We start from the raw sequence: 21,169 nt of genomic DNA, 5'->3' as shown, positions 1-21,169 counted from the left end.
GATAATAGAAGAACCAGGCCACCAACCTGGTTCTTTTTTTATGCCCGCTTACCGGTCAAACACCGAGCTGTTCAAAGCGCGATCCTGCTGATGGCGTTCCATCGCCAGCTCAATCAGGCGAGTGATCAATTGGCTGTAGCTGACACCGCTGGCGGCCCACAGTTTGGGATACATGCTGATATTGGTAAAGCCTGGCAGCGTGTTGATTTCGTTGATCACCACGTTGTTGTCCGGCGTCAGAAATACATCGACGCGCGCCAGCCCGAAACACTCCAGCGCCCGAAAGGCTTTTAGCGCCACGTCGCGGATTTTATCGCTCACCTCCGGTTCTATCGCCGCCGGCACTATCACCTGAGCACCCTGCTCATTGATGTATTTGGTGTCGTAAGAGTAGAAGGCGTCACTCAGCACGATTTCGCCGCACAGGCTGGCCTGAGGTTCGTCGTTGCCCAATACCGCGCATTCTATTTCACGACCGACAATCGCCGACTCCACCAGCACCTTATGATCGAAGCTGAACGCCAGCGCCACCGCAGCTTCAAAACCGGCGCGATCCTGTACCTTGCTGACCCCTACCGAAGAGCCCTGGTTGGCCGGTTTAACAAACAGCGGCAGCCCCAGACGTTCGCTAAGCTGCTCAAAATCGAATTTGGCGCGGTTGCTGCGGGTCAGCGTCACAAACGGCGCTATCGCCAGCCCGGCATCACGCAGCAGGCGTTTGGTCACGTCTTTATCCATGCTGACCGCCGACCCCAACACGCCGGCACCGACGAACGGCAGATTAGCCATTCGCAACAGCCCCTGCAGCGAACCGTCCTCACCCAATGTGCCGTGTACGATCGGGAATATCACATCCAACTGGCCCAGTGCGCCCTGGCTGCCCGACTCGATCAGCTGCTGTTTCTCCTGACCGGGGATCAGCGCCACATTTTTATTTGAGCGGTTCAGCGCGATCAGCGCCGGGTTTTCCGCATTCAGCAGGTAATTGGACGCATCGTTAATGTGCCATTGCCCCTGCTTGTCGATCCCCAGCAGCGTGACGTCAAACTTCTCTTTGTCGATTGCATCCACAATATTTTTTGCCGACTGCAGCGAAACTTCATGCTCCGCCGATTTACCGCCAAAGATCACCCCAACACGTAATTTGCTCACGCCCTAAATCCTTCTGAAAAATCAGTGCAAAAAAGTCGTTTATCACAATAAACGCATTGCCGGGCGGCGACAATCATTGTGACCAAGAATATTCCCATGCCACAGAAAGCAAAATTTGCAGCATCCAAACCATATACACTCCGTATATAAATCACTAATGGAACAGACGATGGGCATTGTGAAAATTTCTGACGCGCTGCATGACGATCTGCGCCTCGCCAGCCTGACGATGACGCGTTCGATCAACGCGCAGGCGGAATACTGGATCAAGATTGGCATGTTGGCGGAGTTCCATCCGGAACTGACCTATCCCCAACTGGTAAAAAAAATGATGAAAGATAACGCGCTGACGTTGAAGGAGATTGTCGGGTGAAAGAGATTGTGATCAAAACGCCGGAACAGATTGCCAAAATGCGTCACTCTGGCGCCCTACTGGCGCAGGTGTTTGCTATGCTCGATCAGGTGATTGTCGAGGGCATCTCCACCATGGAGATCAACGACCGCGCCGAGGCCTTTATTGTCAATGAGCTGAAATCGCGCCCGGCCAGCAAAGGGCAGTACGATTTCCCTTATGTGCTCAATACGTCGATCGACGACGTTATCTGCCACGGCATTCCGTCGGTCAGCAAAATCTTGCGTTCCGGCATGATTGTTAACGTCGATATTACGCTGGAAAACGACGGCTACATTGCCGACTCCAGCAAGATGTACTGCATCGGCCAGACCACGCCGGTCGCCAAGCGCCTGGTGAACAACGTGTATGAGTCGTTGTGGCAAGGCATCCGGGCAGTAAAACCGGGGGCGACGCTGGGTGATATCGGCCATGCAATTCAGCAGCACGCCGAACAGGCCGGCTACAGTATTGTGCGTGAGTACTGCGGTCACGGTATCGGCCGGGATATGCACGAAGAGCCGGCGGTGCTGCACTTTGGCCAACCGGGAACCGGTATGGTGTTGCAGGAAGGCATGGTGTTTACCATCGAACCGATGATTAACCAGGGCGACCACCGGATTAAACAGAAGAAAGACGGTTGGACGGTGGTAACGCGCGACAAGAAACTTTCGGCCCAATGGGAACACACCGTGGCAGTCACCGCCGACGGCGTGGAGATCCTGACGCTGCGGGACGAAGAACGCCAGGCCGGTTTTGCAGAGCGTTATTAAGCCACCAGGCTAGCAGCCTAATAAGTTAGTAATTCAATTCATACCCTATAGCTTTCAAGTTGCAGCTAGGCGGCCAACTCGCTCATCCCCAGGCGCTTACTCGAGTAAGTAACTGGGGTGAGCGAGTGCAGATAACAACGCTGCAGCTTGAAAGATGACGGGTATATTCGAAGGGAGATCGGCATGACACAGCCCAACCAGGCATTCCTCAATCAGTTGAAAAGCATCGTCGGCGGCCCACAGTTGCTGACCGGCGAACGCAGTACCGAACGCTACCGCAAAGGCTTCCGCTCCGGCGTTGGCCAGGCACTGGCGGTGGTGTTTCCGACCAGCCTGTTGCAGCTCTGGCAACTGCTGGAGGCCTGCGTCGCTGCTGACAAAATTGTCATCATGCAGGCGGCCAACACCGGCCTGACCGAAGGTTCAACCCCCAGCGGCAACGACTATGACCGCGATGTCGTCATTATCAGCACCCTGCGACTCAACCACGTGCAGGTGCTGGATAACGGTAAACAGGTGGTCGGTTTCCCCGGCAGCACCCTCAATCAGCTGGAAAAATTGCTCAAACCTTATGGCCGCGAGCCGCATTCGGTTATCGGCTCCTCCTGTATCGGTGCGTCGGTGATCGGTGGCGTGTGTAATAACTCCGGCGGTTCGTTGGTCAAGCGCGGCCCGGCCTACACCGAGATGGCACTGTACGCCCAGTTGGGGGAAGACGGCCAACTGCGGCTGGTAAACCATTTGGGGATTAACCTCGGCGATACACCGGAGGAGATCCTCACTCGCTTAGAGAAAGGCGACTACCGGCCGGAGGATGTCGAGCATGGCGAACTGCGTGCTTCCGATAACGAATATGCCAGCCGGGTGCGCGACGTCGATGCCGATACGCCTTCCCGGTTTAATGCCGACAAGCGCCGCCTGTACGAGGCCTCCGGCTGCGCCGGCAAGCTGGCGGTGTTTGCGGTACGGTTGGACACCTTCGAGAAAGAAGGCAAGGAACAGGTATTTTATATCGGTACCAACGATACCGCCGTGTTGACCGAACTGCGCCGCCATATGCTGAGCCAGTTCGACAACCTGCCGGTGGCCGGTGAGTATATGCACCGGGATATTTTTGATATTGCCGAAGTGTACGGCAAAGATACCTTTATGATGATCGACAAGCTCGGCACCGACCAGATGCCAAGCTTCTTCACCCTGAAAGGCCGTATGGATGCCAGCCTTAACAAGCTGCCATTACTGCCGCACAACCTGACCGACCGGCTGATGCAAGGCCTGAGCCATCTGGCCCCCAGCCACCTGCCGAAACGGATGAAAGACTACCGCGAACGCTTTGAACATCACCTGCTACTGAAAATGGCCGGTCCGGGCGTTGAAGAAGCGCAGCAGTACCTGAAACAGTACTTTGCCCAGGCCAACGGCGAGTTTTTCACCTGTACCCCGGACGAGGGCAAGAAAGCCTTCCTGCACCGCTTTGCCGCCGCCGGTGCCGCCGTGCGTTACCATGCGGTGCATGCCGACAAGGTAGAAGATATTCTGGCGTTGGATATCGCGTTGCGCCGTAACGACACCGACTGGTTCGAAACCCTGCCGCCGGAAATCGACAGCCAGCTGGTGCACAAGCTGTATTACGGCCACTTTATGTGCCACGTATTCCATCAGGATTATGTGGTGAAAAAAGGCGTCGACAGCCACGCATTGAAAGAGAAAATGCTGGCGATCCTCGACCAGCGCGGCGCAGAGTACCCGGCGGAACATAACGTCGGCCACCTGTACCCGGCCAAGCCCGACCTGCAGGCGTTCTACCGCAGCGCCGACCCGACCAACAGCTTTAATCCGGGCCTGGGCAAAACCAGCAAGCGGAAAAACTGGGCCGACAATTAACTTCGTCAGGCCTAAAAAGCAAAAGCCCCCCACGCCAGAGCGGCGTGAGGGGCAATATCAAAACAGAGTTTAGAATAACCAGGAACCATACCCCCACAGCAATACCGTTACCCCCAGCAGCAGCTCAAGCAGCAAGATGCCAATGGCAAAGGTAGAGCTGGAGAAGATAAACCCTTCTTTACTGTCGATATTCAGGAAGTGCGGGATACCCAGATTCAGCAGATAGCCCGAATAGCACAGGCCAATCACGCCGACAAACAGGCACAGCCACACGACGGGATACAGCGCCACGATACCGCTAAGGAACATTGGGGTAGCAATATAGCCGGCAAACACCATGCAGCGATGCAGACTCGGACGCACTTCATAACGCCGTGCCATCCAGTGGATCACTTTCCCCATGATCGCCACACCCGCCAACATCAGCAGGTAGAAAGCCACCGCGGTATAAGATGCGGTGAACATGTCGAGCCGGATAGCCTGTCCTTCGCCGGAGAGCCAGCCCAGTTGGGTGGTACCGATAAAGGCGCAGACAACCGGTATCAACGCCAGCAGCAGTACATGATGGGTGTAAAGGTGCGAGACGCTTTCATTCTCGCTTTTGATCTGTTCGAACTCGGTGCTTGGATGCGCCAGAAGTCCCCAAACATGACTAACCATGAGACACCTCCTCCATCGCCGTAGGTCGCGCTCGGCGAACGAATTTACCCCTCTGACGGATTGCTACCCGTACGAGGATTGCGGCCACGGGGCTCTCTCCCCTGTACTAATTATAGTCTTTCGCTGAAAAAACGTTCGGAAAGCACAGACGTGGCGACGGTTTGTTTTATAATTCCCCCCTGCGTCACTGCCGTGAGGAATGTCATGTCATCCGCCATTCGTGTTCTTCAGGCCGGTATTGTCGATGTCGACGCCGGCCAAAATGTCACCCTGGTCCAGCCCTGCAATCTGTATGGCTGCCGACTCGGCGATGGGGTGTTCGTCGGACCCTTTGTCGAGATCCAAAAAAACGTCAGCATTGGCGCCCGCAGCAAAATTCAGTCACACAGTTTTATCTGTGAATATGTCACTATTGGCACGGACTGCTTTATCGGCCACAACGTCACCTTTGCCAACGATCTGTTTAAAGATGGCGCGCCCAATGCCGATGCAGCCAGCTGGGGCCGCACGCAAATTGGCGATAGTGTTTCCATCGGCTCCGGCGCCACGGTGCTGGCGGTGGAAATTTGCAGCGGTGCGGTGATCGGTGCCGGTTCGGTGGTCACCAAAAACATCACCCGTAAAGGGATCTATGCCGGTAACCCGGCGCGTTTGCTGAGGGAGCTTGCACCATGAGCCAGGCGATCCAAATTGCCCCGGTCAGCCGTTTACCCGACGGCTACCTGACCAGTTGCGACTTTAGCTTTCACATCGCCCACTACGCCCAGCCGGTTTTTGATGCGCCGGTCGACAGTTGGCCATTGCTGCCGGTTACCCCCTTTCGCAAGAACTACCCGCTGGCCCCGTTCGTCAACGATGAAAGCGACACCTTTCTGGCCCGTCATCGCGGCGAGCCGGTCGGCCATATCACGCTGAGCAATAACTGGAACGGCTATGCGCTGATTGAAGAAATCGTGGTCAGCGCCCACGTGCGCCGCCTGGGGGTTGCCAGTGCATTGCTGGAAACCGCCCGGCACTGGGCGCAACGCCACGAAACCGCCGGGCTGATGCTGGAAACGCAAAACACCAATCTGCCCGCCTGCCACTGTTATCAGCACTTTGGTTTTATCCTTGGCGGTATCGACCACCTGCTGTATCGCGCCCAACCGGACATCGCCGATCACGAAATCGCCCTGTTCTGGTACCTGCCGTTCAACAGTGAAATCGGTTATTAAGTGTTAACCGAACGTTGAGGCTATGTTTAAGCATTGCCCCTCCAGGCGATAGTGAGAGCTGTTATCATTTTCGCCATCACGTGCCAAAACCATCGGAGGGGAAAATGTACAAGGTTGTTTCATTGATATTGGCTATTGCGCTCAGCGGCTGTGCAGATAAAATTCCCGTTGGGCAAACGCCTGAACCCATAATTACCCCACCCGCAGATCTCAAGGCCAGCATGGATAACCAGACGTTAAACAAACTCAATCAGCTTCTCGCCTTGCGTGCCGCCGCGCCAACAGAGCAGCAGCAGGATAGCGGCCAGATGATCGATCTGCTGTCCCGCCCCTTCCTCGGTACGCCTTATGTGGCCAACATGCTGATTGGCTCGCAGAATACGCCGGAAAAACTGGTGATCGACTTCCGTGGTTTGGACTGTTTTACCTATATCGATTACGTCGATGCCCTGCGCCAGGCGAGCAGCCAGGCAGATTTTGTCCAGCGGCTGACCCATATCCGTTATGCCAGTGGCGAAATCAGCTTCCTGCAACGCAAGCATTTCTTTAGCGATTGGTCACACCAGGCCAAAACCAACGTCACTGATATCACCGCCACACTCAGCCCGCATACCGTAACGCTGGTGAAAAACCTGAACCAAAAGTCAGACGGCAGCAGCTATCTGCCGGGGCTGAAAAACGTTCAGCGCAGTATCACCTACCTGCCCAGCGATTTTATTGACGACAAGGTACTGGCCCAGTTGCGCACCGGCGATTACATCGGCATTTATACCCATTTGGCCGGGCTGGACGTCACCCATACCGGCATCTATATCATGACCGAAAACGGCCCGGTGCTGCGTAACGCCTCTTCACGCAAAGAAAATATGCAGGTGGTGGACTCGCCCTTTATGGATTACGTGCTGGCCACGCCGGGCATCGTGGTATTTCGCGCCAAATAAAGGTGCGCTAAAACTTCCTGTTATTAGTTAGAAGCCTTTGTGCTGAGCAGGTGTTTGACTTCCCCACGGGTTCAGGCTTAGCTAGCAGCACAAAACCAACTGATTTCATTGTTTTTTTCAGGGAGAAGTCGATGTCCAAAAACTGGCGTTATACCCCACTGCTGGCGGCCTTCGCCGCCGTACTGGCGCTACAAGGCTGCGACCAAAAAACCGATCAGAATCATATCAAGGTCGGGGTCATCAATGGTGCAGAGCAAGACGTGGCGGAGGTGGCCAAACAGGTGGCCAAAGAGAAGTACGGTCTGGAGGTTGAACTGGTCGGCTTCAGCGGTTCGCTGCTGCCCAACGACGCCACCGACAAAGGCGAACTGGACGCCAACGTCTTCCAGCACCGGCCGTTCCTCGAACAGCAGAATAAAGATCACGGCTACAAGCTGGTGGCCGTGGGCAATACCTTCGTATTCCCGATGGCCGGCTATTCGAAAAAAATCAAATCACTGAAAGAACTGCAGGACGGTGCGGTGATTGCCATCCCGCTGGATCCCACCAACCTCGGCCGCGCACTGCTGCTGCTGGAGAAAACCGGCCTGATCACGCTGAAACCGGGCAAAGGGCTGCTGCCAACCTCGCTGGATATCAGCGCCAACCCGCATAACTACAAGATTATGGAACTGGAGGGCGCACAGCTGCCGCAGGTGCTCGATGACCCTAAAGTCACCATCGCCGTCATCAGCACCACTTACATCAACCAGACCGGTCTGACGCCAACCAAAGACGGCATCTTTATCGAAGACAAAAATTCGCCGTACACCAACATCATCGTGACGCGTGAAGACAACAAGGATGCGCCGAACGTGCAAAACTTCATCAAGGCCTACGAGTCGGATGAAGTCGCCAAGGCCGCCGAGAAAATCTTTAATGGCGGCGCGGTAAAAGGCTGGTAACTCAGCAGGTTGTTTGCGAGCTCTTGCGTAGGAGCTCGCATTTTTAATCTTCTCCTCCCATAGACTCCTACCAATACCTTTCTCCGGCCTGGCAACAGACTCATTATTACCTGCCTCATTTTTATAATGGCCGTATTCCACCAGAAATGGTGAAGAATCGACTTATCGTCGTACTCAATGGCAAAATCAATGGTAACGCCTGTATCGTTGTACCTCTGTCGACCACCAAAGATATAAACAAACTTAATCTGGGTATGCATATTGAGATCGCCGATGCAGTCATTGAAGATATGCGGTTCTTTCCCCCACAAACGCGTTGGGCCAAGGGCGATTTGGTGCAACAGGTGAGCCGCCAACGCCTGAGCAGGCCGCGTAAACAACGCGGATTTCTCGTTCAATGTTTACACCGTGACCTGGTTGCCGAGATACAACGAGCGGTAATCAAATCAATTAATGCGCGAACCCTGCTGCCGATATAACACCCAATGTGTTGACAAAACAAACAAATCGGGCAACACTGCTGCCGTAGCCGAAAAAGGCCCTATGCTATACCTTCCCTTTAAGGGATCCGCAAAGCCCAGTCATAGCGCTGGGCTTTTGCCATTCAGAGCTTCCCCCCGAAAATATCCCCCCCTATTGACCCTCACGCCACGTCAGGCTTTAGTATTCCTGCACGCACAAGGGAGGAGTACACCACATGTTATTGAAAGTTGGCGAACTGGCCCGCCGTTCCGGCATCACCGTCAGGACGCTACATTATTACGACAGCATTGGTTTGCTGGTTCCTTCTGCGCGTTCCGATGCCGGCTATCGTTTATATAATCGGGCTGATATTAGCCGCTTGCACCATATTCAGGCGCTGCGCCGAATGGGGATCCCGCTGGCGGAGATCGGGGCAATTCTGGCACGTTCGGGGATGATGCTAACGACGGTGATTGAGCAGCAAATTGCCATGCTGGAGCAGCAACTGTCCCAGACAGCCGCACTGCGCGATCGTTTGCAACAGATGCATGCACAACTCACCGCCGGAGATGAGCCGGAACTGAACGACTGGCTGACGACATTGGAGTTAATGACCATGTACGACAAATATTTTACCGCAGACGAGCTGGCGCAATTGCCTTTCTATCAGGCCGATCCCATGCGCAATCAGCAATGGGGCAATCTGGTCGCTAGCATGCGCCAGTTGATCGACAGCGGCGTCACGCCGCAAGCATTGGAGGCGCAGACTCTGGCCCGGCGCTGGATGCAGATGCTGGAACGCGATACCGCTGGCAACCCGGCGTTTCTCACCCGGCTTAACGCCATGCATGCCGACGAACCCTCCATGCGCGAACAAACCGGCATCACCCCGGCGATGACCGACTACGTGACCCGGGCCTTTGCCGAAACCAAGTTATCAATTTATCAAAAATACCTGTCGGAGGAGGAATACGCCCATGTGCGCCAACACTATTTTACCCGCTTGCAGGAATGGCCGGCGCTGATCGCCCGGTTCCACCAGGCGCTGAATGACGGCGTACCACCGGAGTCAGGGCAGGCGAAACAGCTGGCGGCGCAATGGCTTGAGCTGTTCCAGTCCTATGCCGGTACCGATCCTGCAACCCAGATGAAAATTCGCCAGGCGATGGAACGGGAACCCACGCTGACTGAGGGCACCTGGCTGACCCCGCCACTGTTGAGCTATCTGCAGCAGGCGGTGGCGCAGTTGATGCGCGGTGCATGACAAACCCAGATGGCAAGACCATAAATTTTTCTTATATTCAGCATAAGAAAGCCCAATTTATCTTGTCGGCGGGCGCGGCGCATAATGTGCTTATCTTATGATTTTCAAGGTAAACAGGAACCGTTATGACCCTTTCCGCCCCGTTAATGCTCACCGATGCCACGGCAGACGACATGGCCGCCGTGCAACAGATTTACACCCATCATGTGTTGTACGGCGCGGCGTCGTTTGAAGAAACGCCACCGACGCTGGAAGAAATGCAGCAGCGTCTCAGCAAGGTACAGGAAGCGGGTTTACCCTGGCTGATCGCCAAGCAAGCCGATCTCGTGGTGGGCTATTGCTATGCCACGCCTTATCGACCGCGCCCGGCCTACCGGTTTACTGTGGAAAACTCCGTCTATATCGCCGAGGGTCAGCAAGGGAAAGGTATCGGTAAAGCGTTGTTGTCCGCACTGATCGCACGCTGCGAACTTGGCCCTTGGCGTCAAATGCTGGCTACCGTTGGCAATGCCAAAGAGAATCAGGGTTCGCTGGCCTTGCATAAGAAACTGGGGTTTAGCAGCGTAGGCACGCTCAGGGCGGTGGGTTTTAAATTGGGCGAGTGGCGCGACACCCACATAATGCAACGCACCCTGGGCGAAGGTAGTGATGGGCTGCCGCACAATGGATAAACCGGGTGCAGAAGATGCACCCGGTGAAATTATCAGGCTTTTAAACGGCCACGAATGGCACCGAGAGCCGAAACCACCAGCAGCACCACGCCGCCGGCAATCAGGCCAAACACCACGTTGAGCAAAGCAGGAATAACCCCCTGCAAGATCTGGCCGAAGGTCGGCACCACGGTGGCATAGGACGCCCAGTCCTCAAACAGATGATGCACCGGCGGCAGCCCGTGGGTCAGGATACCGCCACCGACCATAAACATGGCGATGGTACCGACCACCGACAGGGTCTTCATCAGGTAAGGCGCGGCGCTGACGATGCCGCTACCGACAGAACGGGCTAACGCGCTGCTTTTACGGCTCAGATACAGCCCCAGATCGTCAAGTTTGACGATGCCGGCCACAATGCCGTAAACCCCCACCGTCATCACCAGCGCGATGCCGCACAGCACGATCACCTGCTGGCTGAAGGTCGCTCCCGCCACGGTGCCCAGCGTAATGGCAATAATCTCGGCGGACAGCACAAAGTCAGTCCGTATTGCTCCCTTCACTTTGCGTTGTTCGTAGGCCGCCACGTCTTCGTTGGCGTCCAGCGCTTCTGAGTTATCCTCCCCGGCCTGCTTTTTGTGAGTCAGGCTATGAAACACCTTCTCAAAGCCTTCGTAGCACAGGTAGGCACCGCCCACCATCAACAGCGGCGTAATTGCCCAAGGGGCGAATGCACTGATCAGCAACGCCAGCGGCACCAGGATCGCCTTGTTGATAAACGACCCTTTGGCCACGCTCCACACCACCGGCAGCTCGCGATCGGCCTTTACCCCGGAAACCTGTTGCGCATTCAGCGCCAGATCGTCCCCCAGTACCCCGGCGGTTTTTTTCGCCGCCATTTTGGTCATCAGCGAGACATCGTCCAGCAGTGAGGCGATATCGTCGATTAACGTCAGTAAGCTACTTCCGGCCAAAGCGGTTCATCCTTTTCATATTCATCGGTTGTCACCTGTTTAGCATAGCGGCAACTGTGCCCAAATATCCATTCTGATGGTCAGGCAGAGGCATTTTATTAGGATCCACAGTCCAAAATCGGACCTCATTCTCGGTGAAGCCTGGCCTCGTTACTGTTTCAATAGAGGCAGACAAATTACCTGCCCCCTCGTCTGCAGTCAGAACAACACGCCAGACTCGATGGGGAAAATTGACTCAGCCCAAAAGAGGATGACTTATGTTCTGTAAAACAACGATCCGAACACTGGCCCTGATCATTGGCTTGTTGAGCGTTATTGCCACTGCGGCGATGGGATTTGGTTCCGCCGTCGAAACCTATGGCTGGGCGTTCAACCAAGGATACAACCCGGTTCACCTTGAACATTGCCCGATGATTGCCGGCACGGCACTGCTGTTGGCGACTTTCGCCTTCACCCTGTTCAATAGCCGAAGAATGCAATGATCGCGTGGCGAAAACAAAAAAGGTGGGCTATAGATAAACCACCCTAATGAACCAGAATTCAAGGATGTATGATGATAAAAAGAATAGTTTTAATCACTGTCTCGACATTGTTATTTTCATGCCATGTTTTTGCTCAGGACAATGTTATTCCCGGAGTTGAAAAACAATTCATTAATGTCGTAAACAGTGCAGCGACCAAAGCGAACACAACGCATAATAATGTGTACCGCGCTAATACAAAATTAGCTCGTGATAATGCAATCTGCCAAACGCTGAATGGCCAACCCATTAAACAGTGGGTCGGTCAGGTGGAAAGCAGCCAAATTAATGGCCATGAAGATGATTTCATACGGATAAAACTCGCCGACCACATAACCGTTCAATCGGCCAAAATACCGACATCATCAGGTAAGCTGGAGAATACGCTACCGCAAAACATTGCAGCCGAAAAACTTAAAATAGGTGACAAAGTGACCTTTTCCGGAAAATTTGCCCCGGGAACCAATGCCTGTATCTGGGAAACCAGCGTCACTTTGGATGGCGGCTTGTTTAACCCTAACTTTGCCTTCAAGTTCGATAATATTTCTGCAATGCCATAAACACCAACAATATGCCTCGGGTTAATATTGATTTAATTTTAAAATTAATAATAAACCCCGAGGCTTTTATCCTGATCAAACCACATCCCCTGCCGGTACATTAAGCTGCCAGGACAAACCGAATCGATCGTTTAGCCAACCGAAGCGCGCGCTGAAGCCATAATCATCAATCGGCATCAGCACCTTGCCGCCTTCTGCCAGACGGGTGAAAACCCGGTCAAGTTCAGCTTCATTGGCCAGATTAACAAACAGGGATATTGCCGGGGTGAAGCTGAAATCATGGCTGATTGGGCTATCGGTAAATACCAGACTCTGTCGATCGAAGTCGATGAACGCCTGCCTGATACGCAGTGGCCCATCATTACTGTCATCATAATGTTGCACCTGCTGAACCTTGAAACCGGCGAACAACTCACTATAAAGATCAATAGCCTGTTGGGCATGGGCATTACCCTGGAACATGACAAAAGTGGAAACCTTGCTCATGGGATGCTGTCCTCACGACGATAGAGTATTCATTAATGATAGCGGATGGATTAGCACCGCGGCTCTACCCAAGGTAATTGGAGATGTTGCTGACGGCAAGGACAAGGCGGCTTTAGGGAGAGACGCGGCCTGCAGAAAAACTCCGCAGGCCGCAGAGCGGGTTATTCGGTTTCGTTCTTCGCCAAACGGGCATCTTTCTGACGGCGGTAATCACGGGCCGCCGCAGGGATCGGCGTCACCTTACCGGTTTCGATCCAGGTGCGCAGGCGGTTGGCATCGGCGAAATGGGTGTACTTGCCAAAGGCGTCCAGCACCACCAGCGAGACCGAACGGCTACCGATCATGGTACGCATCGCCAGGCAGTGCCCCGCTTCGTTGGTAAAGCCGGTCTTGGTCAACTGGATATTCCATTTCTGGTTATATACCAGATGGTTGGTGTTGCGGAACGGCAGCGTGTAGTTCGGATCCTTAAAACTCGCCATGCGTTCGGTAGTGGTGCTGAGCTGGCCAATCAGCGGATATTGCTTGGTGGCAATCAACAGCTTGGTCAGGTCGCGTGCGGTCGAAACGTTATGAATCGACAGCCCGGTCGGCTCCACGTAACGCGTGTTGGTCATCCCCAGGGATTTGGCTTTGGCATTCATCGCTTTGATAAAGGCGCCGTAACCGCCCGGATAATGATGCGCCAGACTGGCGGCCGCACGGTTTTCCGACGACATCAATGCCAATAGCAGCATATCTTTACGGCTGATTTCACTGTTCAGACGAACGCGCGAGTAGACCCCTTTCATCTCCGGCGTCTGATGTATGTCCACCGACAACATTTCATCCAGCGGCAGATGGGCGTCCAACGTGACCATCGCGGTCATCAGCTTGGTGATCGAAGCGATCGGCACCACTTCATCCGGGTTACGCGCATACATCACCTTGTGGGTCTGCATATCCACCACCATGGCACTGCCGGAAGCCAGTTCAGGCTCGGCGGCACGGGTTATCGCGTTATTTTCGCTGGCTAGCGCGCGCGGCGCGATGCCTGCTCCTGCCTGCAAAGCGAGCAGGGTTAGTACCAAAACACGTATTTTCACATGCATTACTCTGTGACGAAGAAGATGAAGGTCTTATTTGGCCGAATTATATGTGAGGGATCTGAAGTTGGCACTGGGATTATGCAAGCCGATTTGTGACAAATTCTGTCGAACAGAAAATTGCGCAAACCGCGAGCGCTCTGGGATAAGCGCCCGCGAGAGAAAAGTTACAGCGCCGGCTGCCAGGCCGACTGCGGCAACAGATATAAACCAGGCTGCTGCCGGGCACCGTCACCGACAATATGACCAATGCCCGCCGCCATCACCGCCAGCGTCACGTCAAAGGCATTCAGACTGTCACCGTAGCCCGCCGTCAGGTTGAACATCGAGCCGTTGGCCAGTAAATACAGGGTTTTATCTTCCAGTTGGTAGGCGTTTACAAACGGCATAGGCTCGCTGTGCGGCAGATTTTGCAGGAAGCCAACGTCAATTTCCGCCGTCACATGACCCACATTAAGAATAAACACCCCGTCCTTCGCCTGCTGCAGATGCCGCGCCGACAGCACGTTTTTCGCCCCTGTAGCGGTAGCAATCACATCGGCCTGGCTCACCGCACTGGCAAGATCGAGTACCGCCCAGCCGTCATAGCGTGCCTGCAGCGCCCTCGCCGGATCGATTTCTGCCACGATCACCTGCCCGCCGTAGGCTTTCGCCGCCGCCGCGACGCCCTGCCCAACCAGGCCATAACCTATCACCAGCACGCATTTTTCATGCAGCGTCAAATGGGTGGTCTGGAAGAAAGTGTGCCAGGCGGTCAGGCCGACCATATGGCGGTTATGCAGCCCTTCTTTTACCGGCAGGTCATCCCAGTTGAAGATCGGATAGCGCGGTGCCATGCCGTTCAACCTACTGATGCCGGAACCGGTGGCCTCCAGCCCGGCGATAATTTGCGGGCCATCAACTGACTGATGCAGACGGGTGGTCAAATCCGCCCCCATTTCGCACAGGTGGGTCGGCCCCCAGGCCAATGCGCGGTCGAACGATGCCGACCAGTCGGCGTCGCTCATATCACGCCAGGCGTGAGCCTGTGCTCCGCGGCGCTCCAGCCAGGCCACCACGTCATCCTGTACCGTGGTCGGGTTGCAGGTGGTCAGATAAATCGCCGCGCCCTTGTCCAGCAGGCCAGCCACCAGCGGTGCCATTTTCAGATCCAGATGCATATTGCACGCCAGCCGCACGCCGCTTAAATCCGGTAACGCCGCTACCGCCGCCCGGGTGCGTGGCATATGGCGCATCGCCCAGTCCAGTTCGCTCTCAAAATCCTGATACATCTGTTGCTCCTCTACGGCTGCGTCGCGCCGACAGGGCGCGGCTGACTGACAGAGAGTATACTGACCCTTATGTATTAAAGACATAGGGGATCGGAATGGCGGATTTGGCCCACTACATTACGGATTACGGCTACTGGGCGCTTTTTATCGGCTGCCTGGCCGAAGGCGAAACCATCACTCTGCTGGGGGGGATTGCGGCGCACCAGGGGTTACTGCATCTGCCCTGGGTGATTGCGGTGGTGGCATTGGGGGGCACACTAGGGGATCAGATCCTGTATTTCCTCGGTCGGCGCTTCGGCGGAAAGGTAATTTCACGCATGAAGAGCCAGGAAAAGCGCATTGAACGCGCCAGAAAGCTGATTGCCCGCCACCCGATGTTGTTCGTGATTGGCGTGCGATTTATGTATGGCTTTCGCATAATTGGCCCGGTGCTAATCGGTGCCAGCAAGCTGCCGCCGTCGCGCTTTGTCCCGTTGAATATTCTGGGCGCTATCCTGTGGGCGACGATCTTTGTGTTGCTGGGCTATTTCGGCGGTGAAGCTATCGCCCGGTTTATCTCGGGCTTCGACAAACGGCTGACCAGCGTGCTGTTCTGCGCACTGGTGATCGCCGTCATCTTGCTGCTGCGATTTTGGTGGCGTCGCCGCCATGCCGACTAGCGTTATCGGTTTAGGCCCTGGGATTACTCCGCTTGCGGCCTGTCCCGCATTAACGCCACCAGTTCATGGGCGGCCTTCTCCAGCGGCCTGTTTTTCAGCCAGATCAGGTGCATCGGCAGGCGCAGTTCGTTTTTGGTGTTTTTGAATTTCAGCCTGACCAGCCGTTGCTGCGCCAACAAGGGCGCGGTCAACGACAGCGGGAAATTGCCCCAGCCCAAACCGGCCTCCACCATGCTCAGCGCCATCGGCAGGCTGTCGGTACGCCAGTAGGATTCCGCCACCTGCGGCCGCAAATCGGTAATCTGCAAATCGCGGCTGGCCACCATAATCTGCCGTACGTTAACCAGATCTTCGAGAAACAGCTCGCCTGCCGCCCAGTTCAGCGCCGGGTGCGAAGGTGAGAGCGTAGCAACCAGTGATTCAGCACCGACAAAGTGGAACTGCTCCTGGCTGTTGATATTGAGCCCACCGAACGCCAGAGCAACGCCAATCCTGCCCTGATGCAGCATATGCAACACGTCGTCCTGCGGGGCGGTCAGCACTTCGATATTCAGCAACGGGTAGCGTTCCGCCAGCGTTTTGACCGCAGCCAACAGGCCGCTGCTGTTGATGTCCGAGGCGACACCGACCGACAGAGTGCTTTCCAGCCCTTGGGATAATTCGATGGCGTGGTTCTGTAGTTGTTTTAGCTGATCGGCGATCAGCCGCGCATGCGGCGCCAGTGCCAACGCCAGCGGGGTGGGCAACGGTTCCCGGTGTGAGCGATCAAACAACTGAAACCCCAGTTCCGCCTCCATGTTGGCGATGCCCATGCTGACCGCCGAAGGGACACGCCGCAGCGAGCGGGCAGCAGCGGAAAACGACCCGCGATCCAGTACCGCCAGAAACAGCTCAATGTTATCGCTGGAAAAGTTCATTGCATCACCTGTCAGCAAAACTGACAGCTCCTGACTTTTTCTATCAATATGATTGACGGTATCTTACTCGTCAGACGGCAAAAGGTCACCCGACCACCAAGCCAAAAATCAGTCAGGAGATGAGTAATGCAAGGCGTTAAACGCAAACTGGTGTATGTCACCGCCTATGAAATTATCGGTATGGCGATCTCCGCACTCGGGCTGGCATTGCTTTCCGGCACCGCCCCCAGCAGTACCGGGCCGCTGGCGGTGATCATCACCACCATCGCAGTCAGCTGGAACTTCATCTATAACTCACTGTTTGAGCTATGGGAAAGCCGCCAGGCAACGCGTGGCCGTACGCTCAAGCGTCGTATTTTGCATGCCATAGGCTTTCAGCTGACGCTGGTGATGTACCTGATCCCGCTGATCGCCTGGTGGATGGGAATTACGCTGTGGCAGGCGCTGCTGCTGGATATGGCGCTGATCGTCATTATCCCGTGCTACACCTTTGTGTTTAACTGGGCGTTCGACAAAATATTCGGTTTGCCTGCGTCGGCCTTGCCGGTCGGGGAATCAGCCTAAAATCGCCCCCTTCCCATGATGTTCCTCGCCTGTGGCAATATCGCCGCAGGCGAAGTGAAGTTTATTACCCCACCTTTTTTCTCATCGCGAATAAATAAGCAAAATCCCCTGTAGTTTGCACGGTAATTATTATTCTGTGATTTTCATCACCTTTTATTACTCGTTATTTCCGTCTTGATAAAATCAACCATCTTATTGAATAATATGTTCTTTTGTATATGGAACAAAAAATAAACACACTTGTTCACGATTTATACGCAGGATTTTTTGCCACATTTCCAGAGAAAAGGTAGCATGCCTCGCCGTTATTTAACGGCAGCTGTTCATATAATATACGCTATGAATTTCATTGCTGAAGATCGAAACACGACGGGTATAAACAACAGAATGATGCCATGACCTCATTCTCATCACGGTTGGTAGTAGCAATCGTTTGCTCCGAAGCTGGAGCAGGATAATTTTACAGACGGGTAAAACAGGACGAACGATGCAATCACAAAAAAAATCGGCGCATGAGCAACATGCAGCCAGAAGACGATGGTTAGACTCCCACGAATCCGGTTATCACAAAAGCATGGGCAACCGGCAGATTCAAATGATCGCCATCGGCGGTTCAATAGGTACCGGCCTGTTCCTCGGCACCGGCGGCCGGCTGGAACTGGCAGGGCCGGCGCTGGCGCTGGTGTATCTGGTCTGCGGTATCTTCTCTTTCTTCATTCTGCGGGCATTGGGCGAACTGGTTTTACACCGCCCTACCAGCGGCAGCTTTGTTTCTTACGCCCGTGAGTTCCTCGGTGAAAAAGCCTCTTACGTCGCCGGCTGGATGTATTTCCTCAACTGGGCGATGACCGGTATCGTCGATATCACGGCGGTAGCGCTGTATATGCACTATTGGGGTACCTTTGCCGATGTGCCGCAGTGGTTGTTTGCCCTCTGCGCCCTCGGGGTGGTCGCCACCATGAACATGATCGGCGTGAAGTGGTTCGCCGAAATGGAGTTCTGGTTCGCCCTGATCAAAGTGGTCGCCATCGCGCTGTTCCTGGTGGTCGGCGTGGTGTTGCTCGGCACCGGCACTCCAGTGGCGGGCAACACCACCGGCCTGCACCTGATTACCGAAAACGGCGGCATGTTCCCGCATGGCCTGCTGCCTGCGTTGGTGCTGGTACAAGGGGTGATCTTCGCCTTTGCCGGGATTGAGCTGATCGGCACCGCCGCCGGCGAGTGCAAGGATCCGGCCAAAATGCTGCCGAAGGCTATCAACAGCGTTATTTGGCGCATCGGCCTGTTCTACGTTGGTTCGGTGGTGCTGCTGGTGTTGCTGCTGCCGTGGAACGCCTACCAGGCGGGCCAAAGCCCGTTCGTCACCTTCTTCAGCAAGCTGGGCGTGCCCTATATCGGCACCATCATGAACATCGTGGTGTTAACTGCCGCGCTCTCCAGCCTGAACTCGGGCCTGTACTCCACCGGCCGTATTCTGCGTTCGCTGTCGATGGGTGGCTCGGCGCCGAAATTTATGGCCAGGATGAGCGGCCAGCAGGTGCCTTACGCCGGGATCCTGGTGACCTGCGGTATCTACGTGATCGGGGTGGTATTGAACTATCTGGTACCTTCACAGGTGTTTGAAATAGTGCTGAACATCGCTTCGCTGGGCATTATCAGCTCCTGGGCATTTATCATCGTCTGCCAGATGCGTCTGCGTAAGGCGGTGCGTGAAGGCCGTGCCAAGCCGGTTACCTTCAAGATGCCTGGCGCACCGGTCACCTCCTGGCTGACGTTGGCGTTCCTGCTGGCGGTGGTGGTCATGATGGCGTTTGACTACCCGAACGGCACCTGGACCATCGCAACCATTCCTGTGCTGGTCGTGCTGCTGGTGCTGGGCTGGTTTGGCCTGCGCAAGCGCGCGCAGGAAGTGAAACTGGAACAACAGGCGCACGAAGAAGCCCATCACTGAGTTTTTAAACTGCCCCAACCGGGGCAGTTTTATTCTCCTTACACCCGGCCGTAAAAGGTCATTCTGGCGCTTTCCGACAGCGCGATATCCGGTTGTGCATTATAAGCCAGCACCACCAGCATGCGGGTGATGTCACCTTCGGTCGGCGTGACCCGATGCATGGCGTTGCGGCCACGGAACAGCACCAAATCCCCCTCTTCCATCGCCAACGGCTTCACCGCTCGTTCACCGTCGAGCACCTGGGAAACTCCGGCGTAATTCATCTCGCCGCGGTCGGCATCGCGCAGGTTTTCCACATATTCAAAGCGTCCACCGGCCTGCGGTTTCTGGATCAACAGCGTGATGGCGAACGACGAGTTATCGAAATGCCAACCCAGTTCCTGCCCGCGATGGGCATAGTGCAGATTGATCGACGACAGGCGATCGGCGTAGGGATACAGACACTGTTCTTCCAGCACCGCGCAGAGAAAATCGCGGAACGGCTGCGCATCATACAGTGCACGCAGCGGTGATTGCGGTGGGATCTCCTCATCGGTAATGCAGCCCTTGGACGAGACCACCAGCCGGTTGCGTGCATGATCGGCCGGCAGCGTTTCATCCTGCGGCCTGAGATAGACGTTATGCTTGCTGGCGGCATAAAACGCCGCATGGCTGTGCTCCGCCCCTTCCAGACGGATAGTCGCCAGCGCCGCCGCCGTCAGAAAGCCCGGCAGCACCAGCGCGCCCGCCGTATCCAGCGTAGTTTTGCATTGCGCCCGAAAGGCCGGATCACCAATCGGGTTGGCGGTTAAATCAACGATATGAGCAAGTGGCTGCATCAGAGACTCCTTAGGCATAGCGGCCGGATAACCCACTGTAGCGAATGCCGGATTGCCGTAATAACAAAAATACGTTAAGGATGAGCTAACCATTTCTTAGCGATAAGCGCCATGAGCCCAACTTCCCGTCCCCGGCTGCCCAAACTGAACGCCATTCTGGCGTTTGAAACCGCCGCCCGCACCGGCAGCCTGGCCAAAGCGGCAGACCACCTGGCATTGACCGCCGCCGCCGTCAGCCAACAGATCCGCCAGCTTGAGCAGCAGCTGGGTATTGTGCTGTTTATCCGCGCTAAAAGCGGCGTGACGCTGACCGAGCAGGGAGCGGACTACCTGGCCTACGTGCAACAGGCCTTCGAAACGTTGCGCGTGGCACAACAGCATGTCGATCGCCAGCGGGGCAAGGAAACGCTGACGGTATTCGCCTTGCCGGCATTGGCGTCAAAATGGCTGAACCCGGCGATCGGCGATTGGCTGGCCCGGCATCCACAGGTGGATATCCGCCTGCACGCCACCCATGCCGAAGTCGATTTCGCCGCTTCCGCGGCGGACTTTGCCCTGTGTTTTGGCGATCAGGACTACCCGCTGTTGGAAAAAGTGCGGCTGTTTCAGGACTGCGTGCAGCCGGTTTGCAGCCCGCAATTGCAGGCCGGCGGCGACTGGACCCAACGGCCGCTGATCCATGTGGATTGGGGCAAGGAAAGTCAGTTCCTGCCAGGCTGGCATGACTGGTTCAGCGCCGCCGGGTTGCCGCCGCCACAGCGGCGTGGCCTGACCTATAACCTGACCTCACTGGCGATTGACGCCGCGGTCGAGGGCCACGGCATTTTGCTCGGCCAGCAACGGCTGATCCAGCGCGAACTGGCCAGAGGGACGCTGGTGCCGCTGGCAGAACCGGCACTGCCGCTCAGCAAGCCCTACTACCTGGTTTATCCGCAACGCACGCTGGACAAACCCAAAGCGGCGGAGTTTCTAAGATGGTTGCAAAGCATCGCGCCAGTGGACAGTGACCGCTAAAGGCTGCAGCAGCT

At 55.4% G+C, this 21,169-nt stretch carries 24 protein-coding genes; 16 read left to right on the top strand and 8 right to left on the bottom strand.

What is annotated here, in order from left to right; all coding sequences use genetic code 11:
- Positions 1-48 precede the first annotated feature (48 nt).
- Positions 49-1,152, bottom strand: a complete 1,104-nt coding sequence (gene ddlA / locus SERS4_RS0107625; protein WP_012005801.1) for a D-alanine--D-alanine ligase — start codon at positions 1,150-1,152, stop codon at positions 49-51.
- A gap of 169 nt (positions 1,153-1,321) precedes the next feature.
- Between ddlA and SERS4_RS0107620 the strand changes: the two genes are divergently transcribed.
- The 3 genes from SERS4_RS0107620 to dld all read left to right on the top strand — a co-directional run bounded on the left by SERS4_RS0107620 (position 1,322) and on the right by dld (position 4,200).
- Positions 1,322-1,525, top strand: a complete 204-nt coding sequence (locus SERS4_RS0107620) for a ParD-like family protein (RefSeq protein WP_006324220.1) — start codon at positions 1,322-1,324, stop codon at positions 1,523-1,525.
- Entirely contained in the window at positions 1,522-2,316 is a 795-nt protein-coding gene (gene map / locus SERS4_RS0107615) for a type I methionyl aminopeptidase (RefSeq protein WP_012005799.1), read from the top strand. Before SERS4_RS0107620 ends, map begins: the two co-directional genes overlap by 4 nt.
- Before the next feature lie 183 nt (positions 2,317-2,499).
- Positions 2,500-4,200: a D-lactate dehydrogenase gene (gene dld, locus SERS4_RS0107610; RefSeq protein ID WP_017892027.1), complete on the top strand. Its 1,701-nt coding sequence runs from the start codon at positions 2,500-2,502 to the stop codon at positions 4,198-4,200.
- 69 nt (positions 4,201-4,269) lie between these two features.
- On the opposite strand, the gene SERS4_RS0107605 is transcribed toward dld, so the two are convergent.
- Positions 4,270-4,860, bottom strand: coding sequence for a Yip1 family protein (locus tag SERS4_RS0107605; RefSeq protein ID WP_012005797.1), 591 nt, complete (start codon positions 4,858-4,860; stop codon positions 4,270-4,272).
- A 204-nt stretch (positions 4,861-5,064) separates the two neighbouring features.
- On the opposite strand from SERS4_RS0107605, the gene SERS4_RS0107600 reads away from it, so the two are divergent.
- The 7 genes from SERS4_RS0107600 (at position 5,065) to SERS4_RS0107570 (ending at position 10,356) form a co-directional block, all read left to right on the top strand.
- A complete protein-coding gene (locus tag SERS4_RS0107600) occupies positions 5,065-5,535 on the top strand; it encodes an acyltransferase (RefSeq protein ID WP_017892026.1) in 471 nt (156 codons plus the stop codon).
- Positions 5,532-6,074, top strand: a complete 543-nt coding sequence (locus tag SERS4_RS0107595) for a GNAT family N-acetyltransferase (RefSeq protein WP_012005795.1) — start codon at positions 5,532-5,534, stop codon at positions 6,072-6,074. The genes SERS4_RS0107600 and SERS4_RS0107595 overlap by 4 nt, the downstream gene beginning before the upstream one ends.
- A gap of 104 nt (positions 6,075-6,178) precedes the next feature.
- Positions 6,179-7,015 carry a DUF1460 domain-containing protein gene (locus SERS4_RS0107590; protein WP_012005794.1) on the top strand — a complete coding sequence of 279 codons (837 nt, stop codon included), beginning with the start codon at positions 6,179-6,181 and terminating at the stop codon, positions 7,013-7,015.
- Between the two features lie 131 nt (positions 7,016-7,146).
- Positions 7,147-7,959 carry a MetQ/NlpA family lipoprotein gene (locus tag SERS4_RS0107585; RefSeq protein ID WP_012005793.1) on the top strand — a complete coding sequence of 271 codons (813 nt, stop codon included), beginning with the start codon at positions 7,147-7,149 and terminating at the stop codon, positions 7,957-7,959.
- Between the two features lie 146 nt (positions 7,960-8,105).
- Positions 8,106-8,438, top strand: coding sequence for a type II toxin-antitoxin system PemK/MazF family toxin (locus tag SERS4_RS25690; RefSeq protein WP_017892025.1), 333 nt, complete (start codon positions 8,106-8,108; stop codon positions 8,436-8,438).
- Positions 8,439-8,656: 218 nt separating this feature from the next.
- A complete protein-coding gene (locus tag SERS4_RS0107575; protein ID WP_017892024.1) occupies positions 8,657-9,685 on the top strand; it encodes a MerR family transcriptional regulator in 1,029 nt (342 codons plus the stop codon).
- A 125-nt stretch (positions 9,686-9,810) separates the two neighbouring features.
- Positions 9,811-10,356 carry a GNAT family N-acetyltransferase gene (locus SERS4_RS0107570; RefSeq protein WP_017892023.1) on the top strand — a complete coding sequence of 182 codons (546 nt, stop codon included), beginning with the start codon at positions 9,811-9,813 and terminating at the stop codon, positions 10,354-10,356.
- A 32-nt stretch (positions 10,357-10,388) separates the two neighbouring features.
- On the opposite strand, the gene SERS4_RS0107565 is transcribed toward SERS4_RS0107570, so the two are convergent.
- The gene (locus tag SERS4_RS0107565) at positions 10,389-11,309 is read right to left on the bottom strand and encodes a DUF808 domain-containing protein (protein ID WP_012005789.1); all 921 of its coding nucleotides are present in this window, start codon (positions 11,307-11,309) and stop codon (positions 10,389-10,391) included.
- A gap of 257 nt (positions 11,310-11,566) precedes the next feature.
- Between SERS4_RS0107565 and SERS4_RS0107560 the strand changes: the two genes are divergently transcribed.
- Positions 11,567-11,791 (top strand): hypothetical protein, encoded by a 225-nt coding sequence (locus tag SERS4_RS0107560; protein WP_017892022.1) that lies wholly within the window; start codon positions 11,567-11,569, stop codon positions 11,789-11,791.
- Between the two features lie 71 nt (positions 11,792-11,862).
- A complete protein-coding gene (locus SERS4_RS0107555) occupies positions 11,863-12,390 on the top strand; it encodes a hypothetical protein (protein WP_017892021.1) in 528 nt (175 codons plus the stop codon).
- 75 nt (positions 12,391-12,465) lie between these two features.
- On the opposite strand, the gene SERS4_RS0107550 is transcribed toward SERS4_RS0107555, so the two are convergent.
- The 3 genes from SERS4_RS0107550 to SERS4_RS0107540 all read right to left on the bottom strand — a co-directional run bounded on the left by SERS4_RS0107550 (position 12,466) and on the right by SERS4_RS0107540 (position 15,232).
- Entirely contained in the window at positions 12,466-12,876 is a 411-nt protein-coding gene (locus tag SERS4_RS0107550; RefSeq protein WP_012005787.1) for a VOC family protein, read from the bottom strand.
- A 161-nt stretch (positions 12,877-13,037) separates the two neighbouring features.
- Positions 13,038-13,967 (bottom strand): D-alanyl-D-alanine endopeptidase, encoded by a 930-nt coding sequence (pbpG, locus tag SERS4_RS0107545; protein WP_017892020.1) that lies wholly within the window; start codon positions 13,965-13,967, stop codon positions 13,038-13,040.
- A gap of 161 nt (positions 13,968-14,128) precedes the next feature.
- Positions 14,129-15,232 (bottom strand): adenosylhomocysteinase, encoded by a 1,104-nt coding sequence (locus SERS4_RS0107540; RefSeq protein ID WP_017892019.1) that lies wholly within the window; start codon positions 15,230-15,232, stop codon positions 14,129-14,131.
- 95 nt (positions 15,233-15,327) lie between these two features.
- Between SERS4_RS0107540 and SERS4_RS0107535 the strand changes: the two genes are divergently transcribed.
- Positions 15,328-15,891 carry a DedA family protein gene (locus SERS4_RS0107535; protein WP_012005784.1) on the top strand — a complete coding sequence of 188 codons (564 nt, stop codon included), beginning with the start codon at positions 15,328-15,330 and terminating at the stop codon, positions 15,889-15,891.
- A 23-nt stretch (positions 15,892-15,914) separates the two neighbouring features.
- On the opposite strand, the gene SERS4_RS0107530 is transcribed toward SERS4_RS0107535, so the two are convergent.
- Positions 15,915-16,808 carry a LysR family transcriptional regulator gene (locus tag SERS4_RS0107530; protein WP_017892018.1) on the bottom strand — a complete coding sequence of 298 codons (894 nt, stop codon included), beginning with the start codon at positions 16,806-16,808 and terminating at the stop codon, positions 15,915-15,917.
- A gap of 126 nt (positions 16,809-16,934) precedes the next feature.
- Between SERS4_RS0107530 and SERS4_RS0107525 the strand changes: the two genes are divergently transcribed.
- Both SERS4_RS0107525 and ansP read left to right on the top strand, forming a co-directional pair.
- Positions 16,935-17,372, top strand: coding sequence for a PACE efflux transporter (locus tag SERS4_RS0107525; RefSeq protein ID WP_012005782.1), 438 nt, complete (start codon positions 16,935-16,937; stop codon positions 17,370-17,372).
- Positions 17,373-17,859: 487 nt separating this feature from the next.
- Entirely contained in the window at positions 17,860-19,323 is a 1,464-nt protein-coding gene (ansP, locus tag SERS4_RS0107520) for an L-asparagine permease (RefSeq protein WP_026142261.1), read from the top strand.
- Positions 19,324-19,361: 38 nt separating this feature from the next.
- On the opposite strand, the gene SERS4_RS0107515 is transcribed toward ansP, so the two are convergent.
- Complete coding sequence (locus tag SERS4_RS0107515) at positions 19,362-20,141, bottom strand: 2OG-Fe(II) oxygenase (RefSeq protein ID WP_017892016.1); 780 nt, start codon at positions 20,139-20,141, stop codon at positions 19,362-19,364.
- 111 nt (positions 20,142-20,252) lie between these two features.
- On the opposite strand from SERS4_RS0107515, the gene SERS4_RS0107510 reads away from it, so the two are divergent.
- Positions 20,253-21,155 carry a LysR substrate-binding domain-containing protein gene (locus SERS4_RS0107510; protein ID WP_017892015.1) on the top strand — a complete coding sequence of 301 codons (903 nt, stop codon included), beginning with the start codon at positions 20,253-20,255 and terminating at the stop codon, positions 21,153-21,155.
- Positions 21,156-21,169 lie beyond the last annotated feature (14 nt).

Source organism: Serratia sp. S4, from assembly GCF_000347995.1.
In the GTDB taxonomy this organism is placed as follows: domain Bacteria; phylum Pseudomonadota; class Gammaproteobacteria; order Enterobacterales; family Enterobacteriaceae; genus Serratia; species Serratia quinivorans.
This window is presented reverse-complemented; position numbering and strand designations above follow the sequence as displayed.

What these genes read in the sequence shown, in the direction of transcription:
- SERS4_RS0107620 (WP_006324220.1), top strand. Translation starts at nt 1,322, where the DNA reads ATGGGCATTGTGAAAATTTCTGACGCGCTGCATGACGATCTGCGCCTC.
- dld (WP_017892027.1), top strand. Translation starts at nt 2,500, where the DNA reads ATGACACAGCCCAACCAGGCATTCCTCAATCAGTTGAAAAGCATCGTC.
- SERS4_RS0107605 (WP_012005797.1), bottom strand. Translation starts at nt 4,860, where the DNA reads ATGGTTAGTCATGTTTGGGGACTTCTGGCGCATCCAAGCACCGAGTTC.
- SERS4_RS0107600 (WP_017892026.1), top strand. Translation starts at nt 5,065, where the DNA reads ATGTCATCCGCCATTCGTGTTCTTCAGGCCGGTATTGTCGATGTCGAC.
- SERS4_RS0107595 (WP_012005795.1), top strand. Translation starts at nt 5,532, where the DNA reads ATGAGCCAGGCGATCCAAATTGCCCCGGTCAGCCGTTTACCCGACGGC.
- SERS4_RS0107590 (WP_012005794.1), top strand. Translation starts at nt 6,179, where the DNA reads ATGTACAAGGTTGTTTCATTGATATTGGCTATTGCGCTCAGCGGCTGT.
- SERS4_RS0107585 (WP_012005793.1), top strand. Translation starts at nt 7,147, where the DNA reads ATGTCCAAAAACTGGCGTTATACCCCACTGCTGGCGGCCTTCGCCGCC.
- SERS4_RS25690 (WP_017892025.1), top strand. Translation starts at nt 8,106, where the DNA reads ATGGTGAAGAATCGACTTATCGTCGTACTCAATGGCAAAATCAATGGT.
- SERS4_RS0107575 (WP_017892024.1), top strand. Translation starts at nt 8,657, where the DNA reads ATGTTATTGAAAGTTGGCGAACTGGCCCGCCGTTCCGGCATCACCGTC.
- SERS4_RS0107570 (WP_017892023.1), top strand. Translation starts at nt 9,811, where the DNA reads ATGACCCTTTCCGCCCCGTTAATGCTCACCGATGCCACGGCAGACGAC.
- SERS4_RS0107560 (WP_017892022.1), top strand. Translation starts at nt 11,567, where the DNA reads ATGTTCTGTAAAACAACGATCCGAACACTGGCCCTGATCATTGGCTTG.
- SERS4_RS0107555 (WP_017892021.1), top strand. Translation starts at nt 11,863, where the DNA reads ATGATAAAAAGAATAGTTTTAATCACTGTCTCGACATTGTTATTTTCA.
- SERS4_RS0107550 (WP_012005787.1), bottom strand. Translation starts at nt 12,876, where the DNA reads ATGAGCAAGGTTTCCACTTTTGTCATGTTCCAGGGTAATGCCCATGCC.
- pbpG (WP_017892020.1), bottom strand. Translation starts at nt 13,967, where the DNA reads ATGCATGTGAAAATACGTGTTTTGGTACTAACCCTGCTCGCTTTGCAG.
- SERS4_RS0107540 (WP_017892019.1), bottom strand. Translation starts at nt 15,232, where the DNA reads ATGTATCAGGATTTTGAGAGCGAACTGGACTGGGCGATGCGCCATATG.
- SERS4_RS0107535 (WP_012005784.1), top strand. Translation starts at nt 15,328, where the DNA reads ATGGCGGATTTGGCCCACTACATTACGGATTACGGCTACTGGGCGCTT.
- SERS4_RS0107530 (WP_017892018.1), bottom strand. Translation starts at nt 16,808, where the DNA reads ATGAACTTTTCCAGCGATAACATTGAGCTGTTTCTGGCGGTACTGGAT.
- SERS4_RS0107525 (WP_012005782.1), top strand. Translation starts at nt 16,935, where the DNA reads ATGCAAGGCGTTAAACGCAAACTGGTGTATGTCACCGCCTATGAAATT.
- ansP (WP_026142261.1), top strand. Translation starts at nt 17,860, where the DNA reads ATGCAATCACAAAAAAAATCGGCGCATGAGCAACATGCAGCCAGAAGA.
- SERS4_RS0107515 (WP_017892016.1), bottom strand. Translation starts at nt 20,141, where the DNA reads ATGCAGCCACTTGCTCATATCGTTGATTTAACCGCCAACCCGATTGGT.
- SERS4_RS0107510 (WP_017892015.1), top strand. Translation starts at nt 20,253, where the DNA reads ATGAGCCCAACTTCCCGTCCCCGGCTGCCCAAACTGAACGCCATTCTG.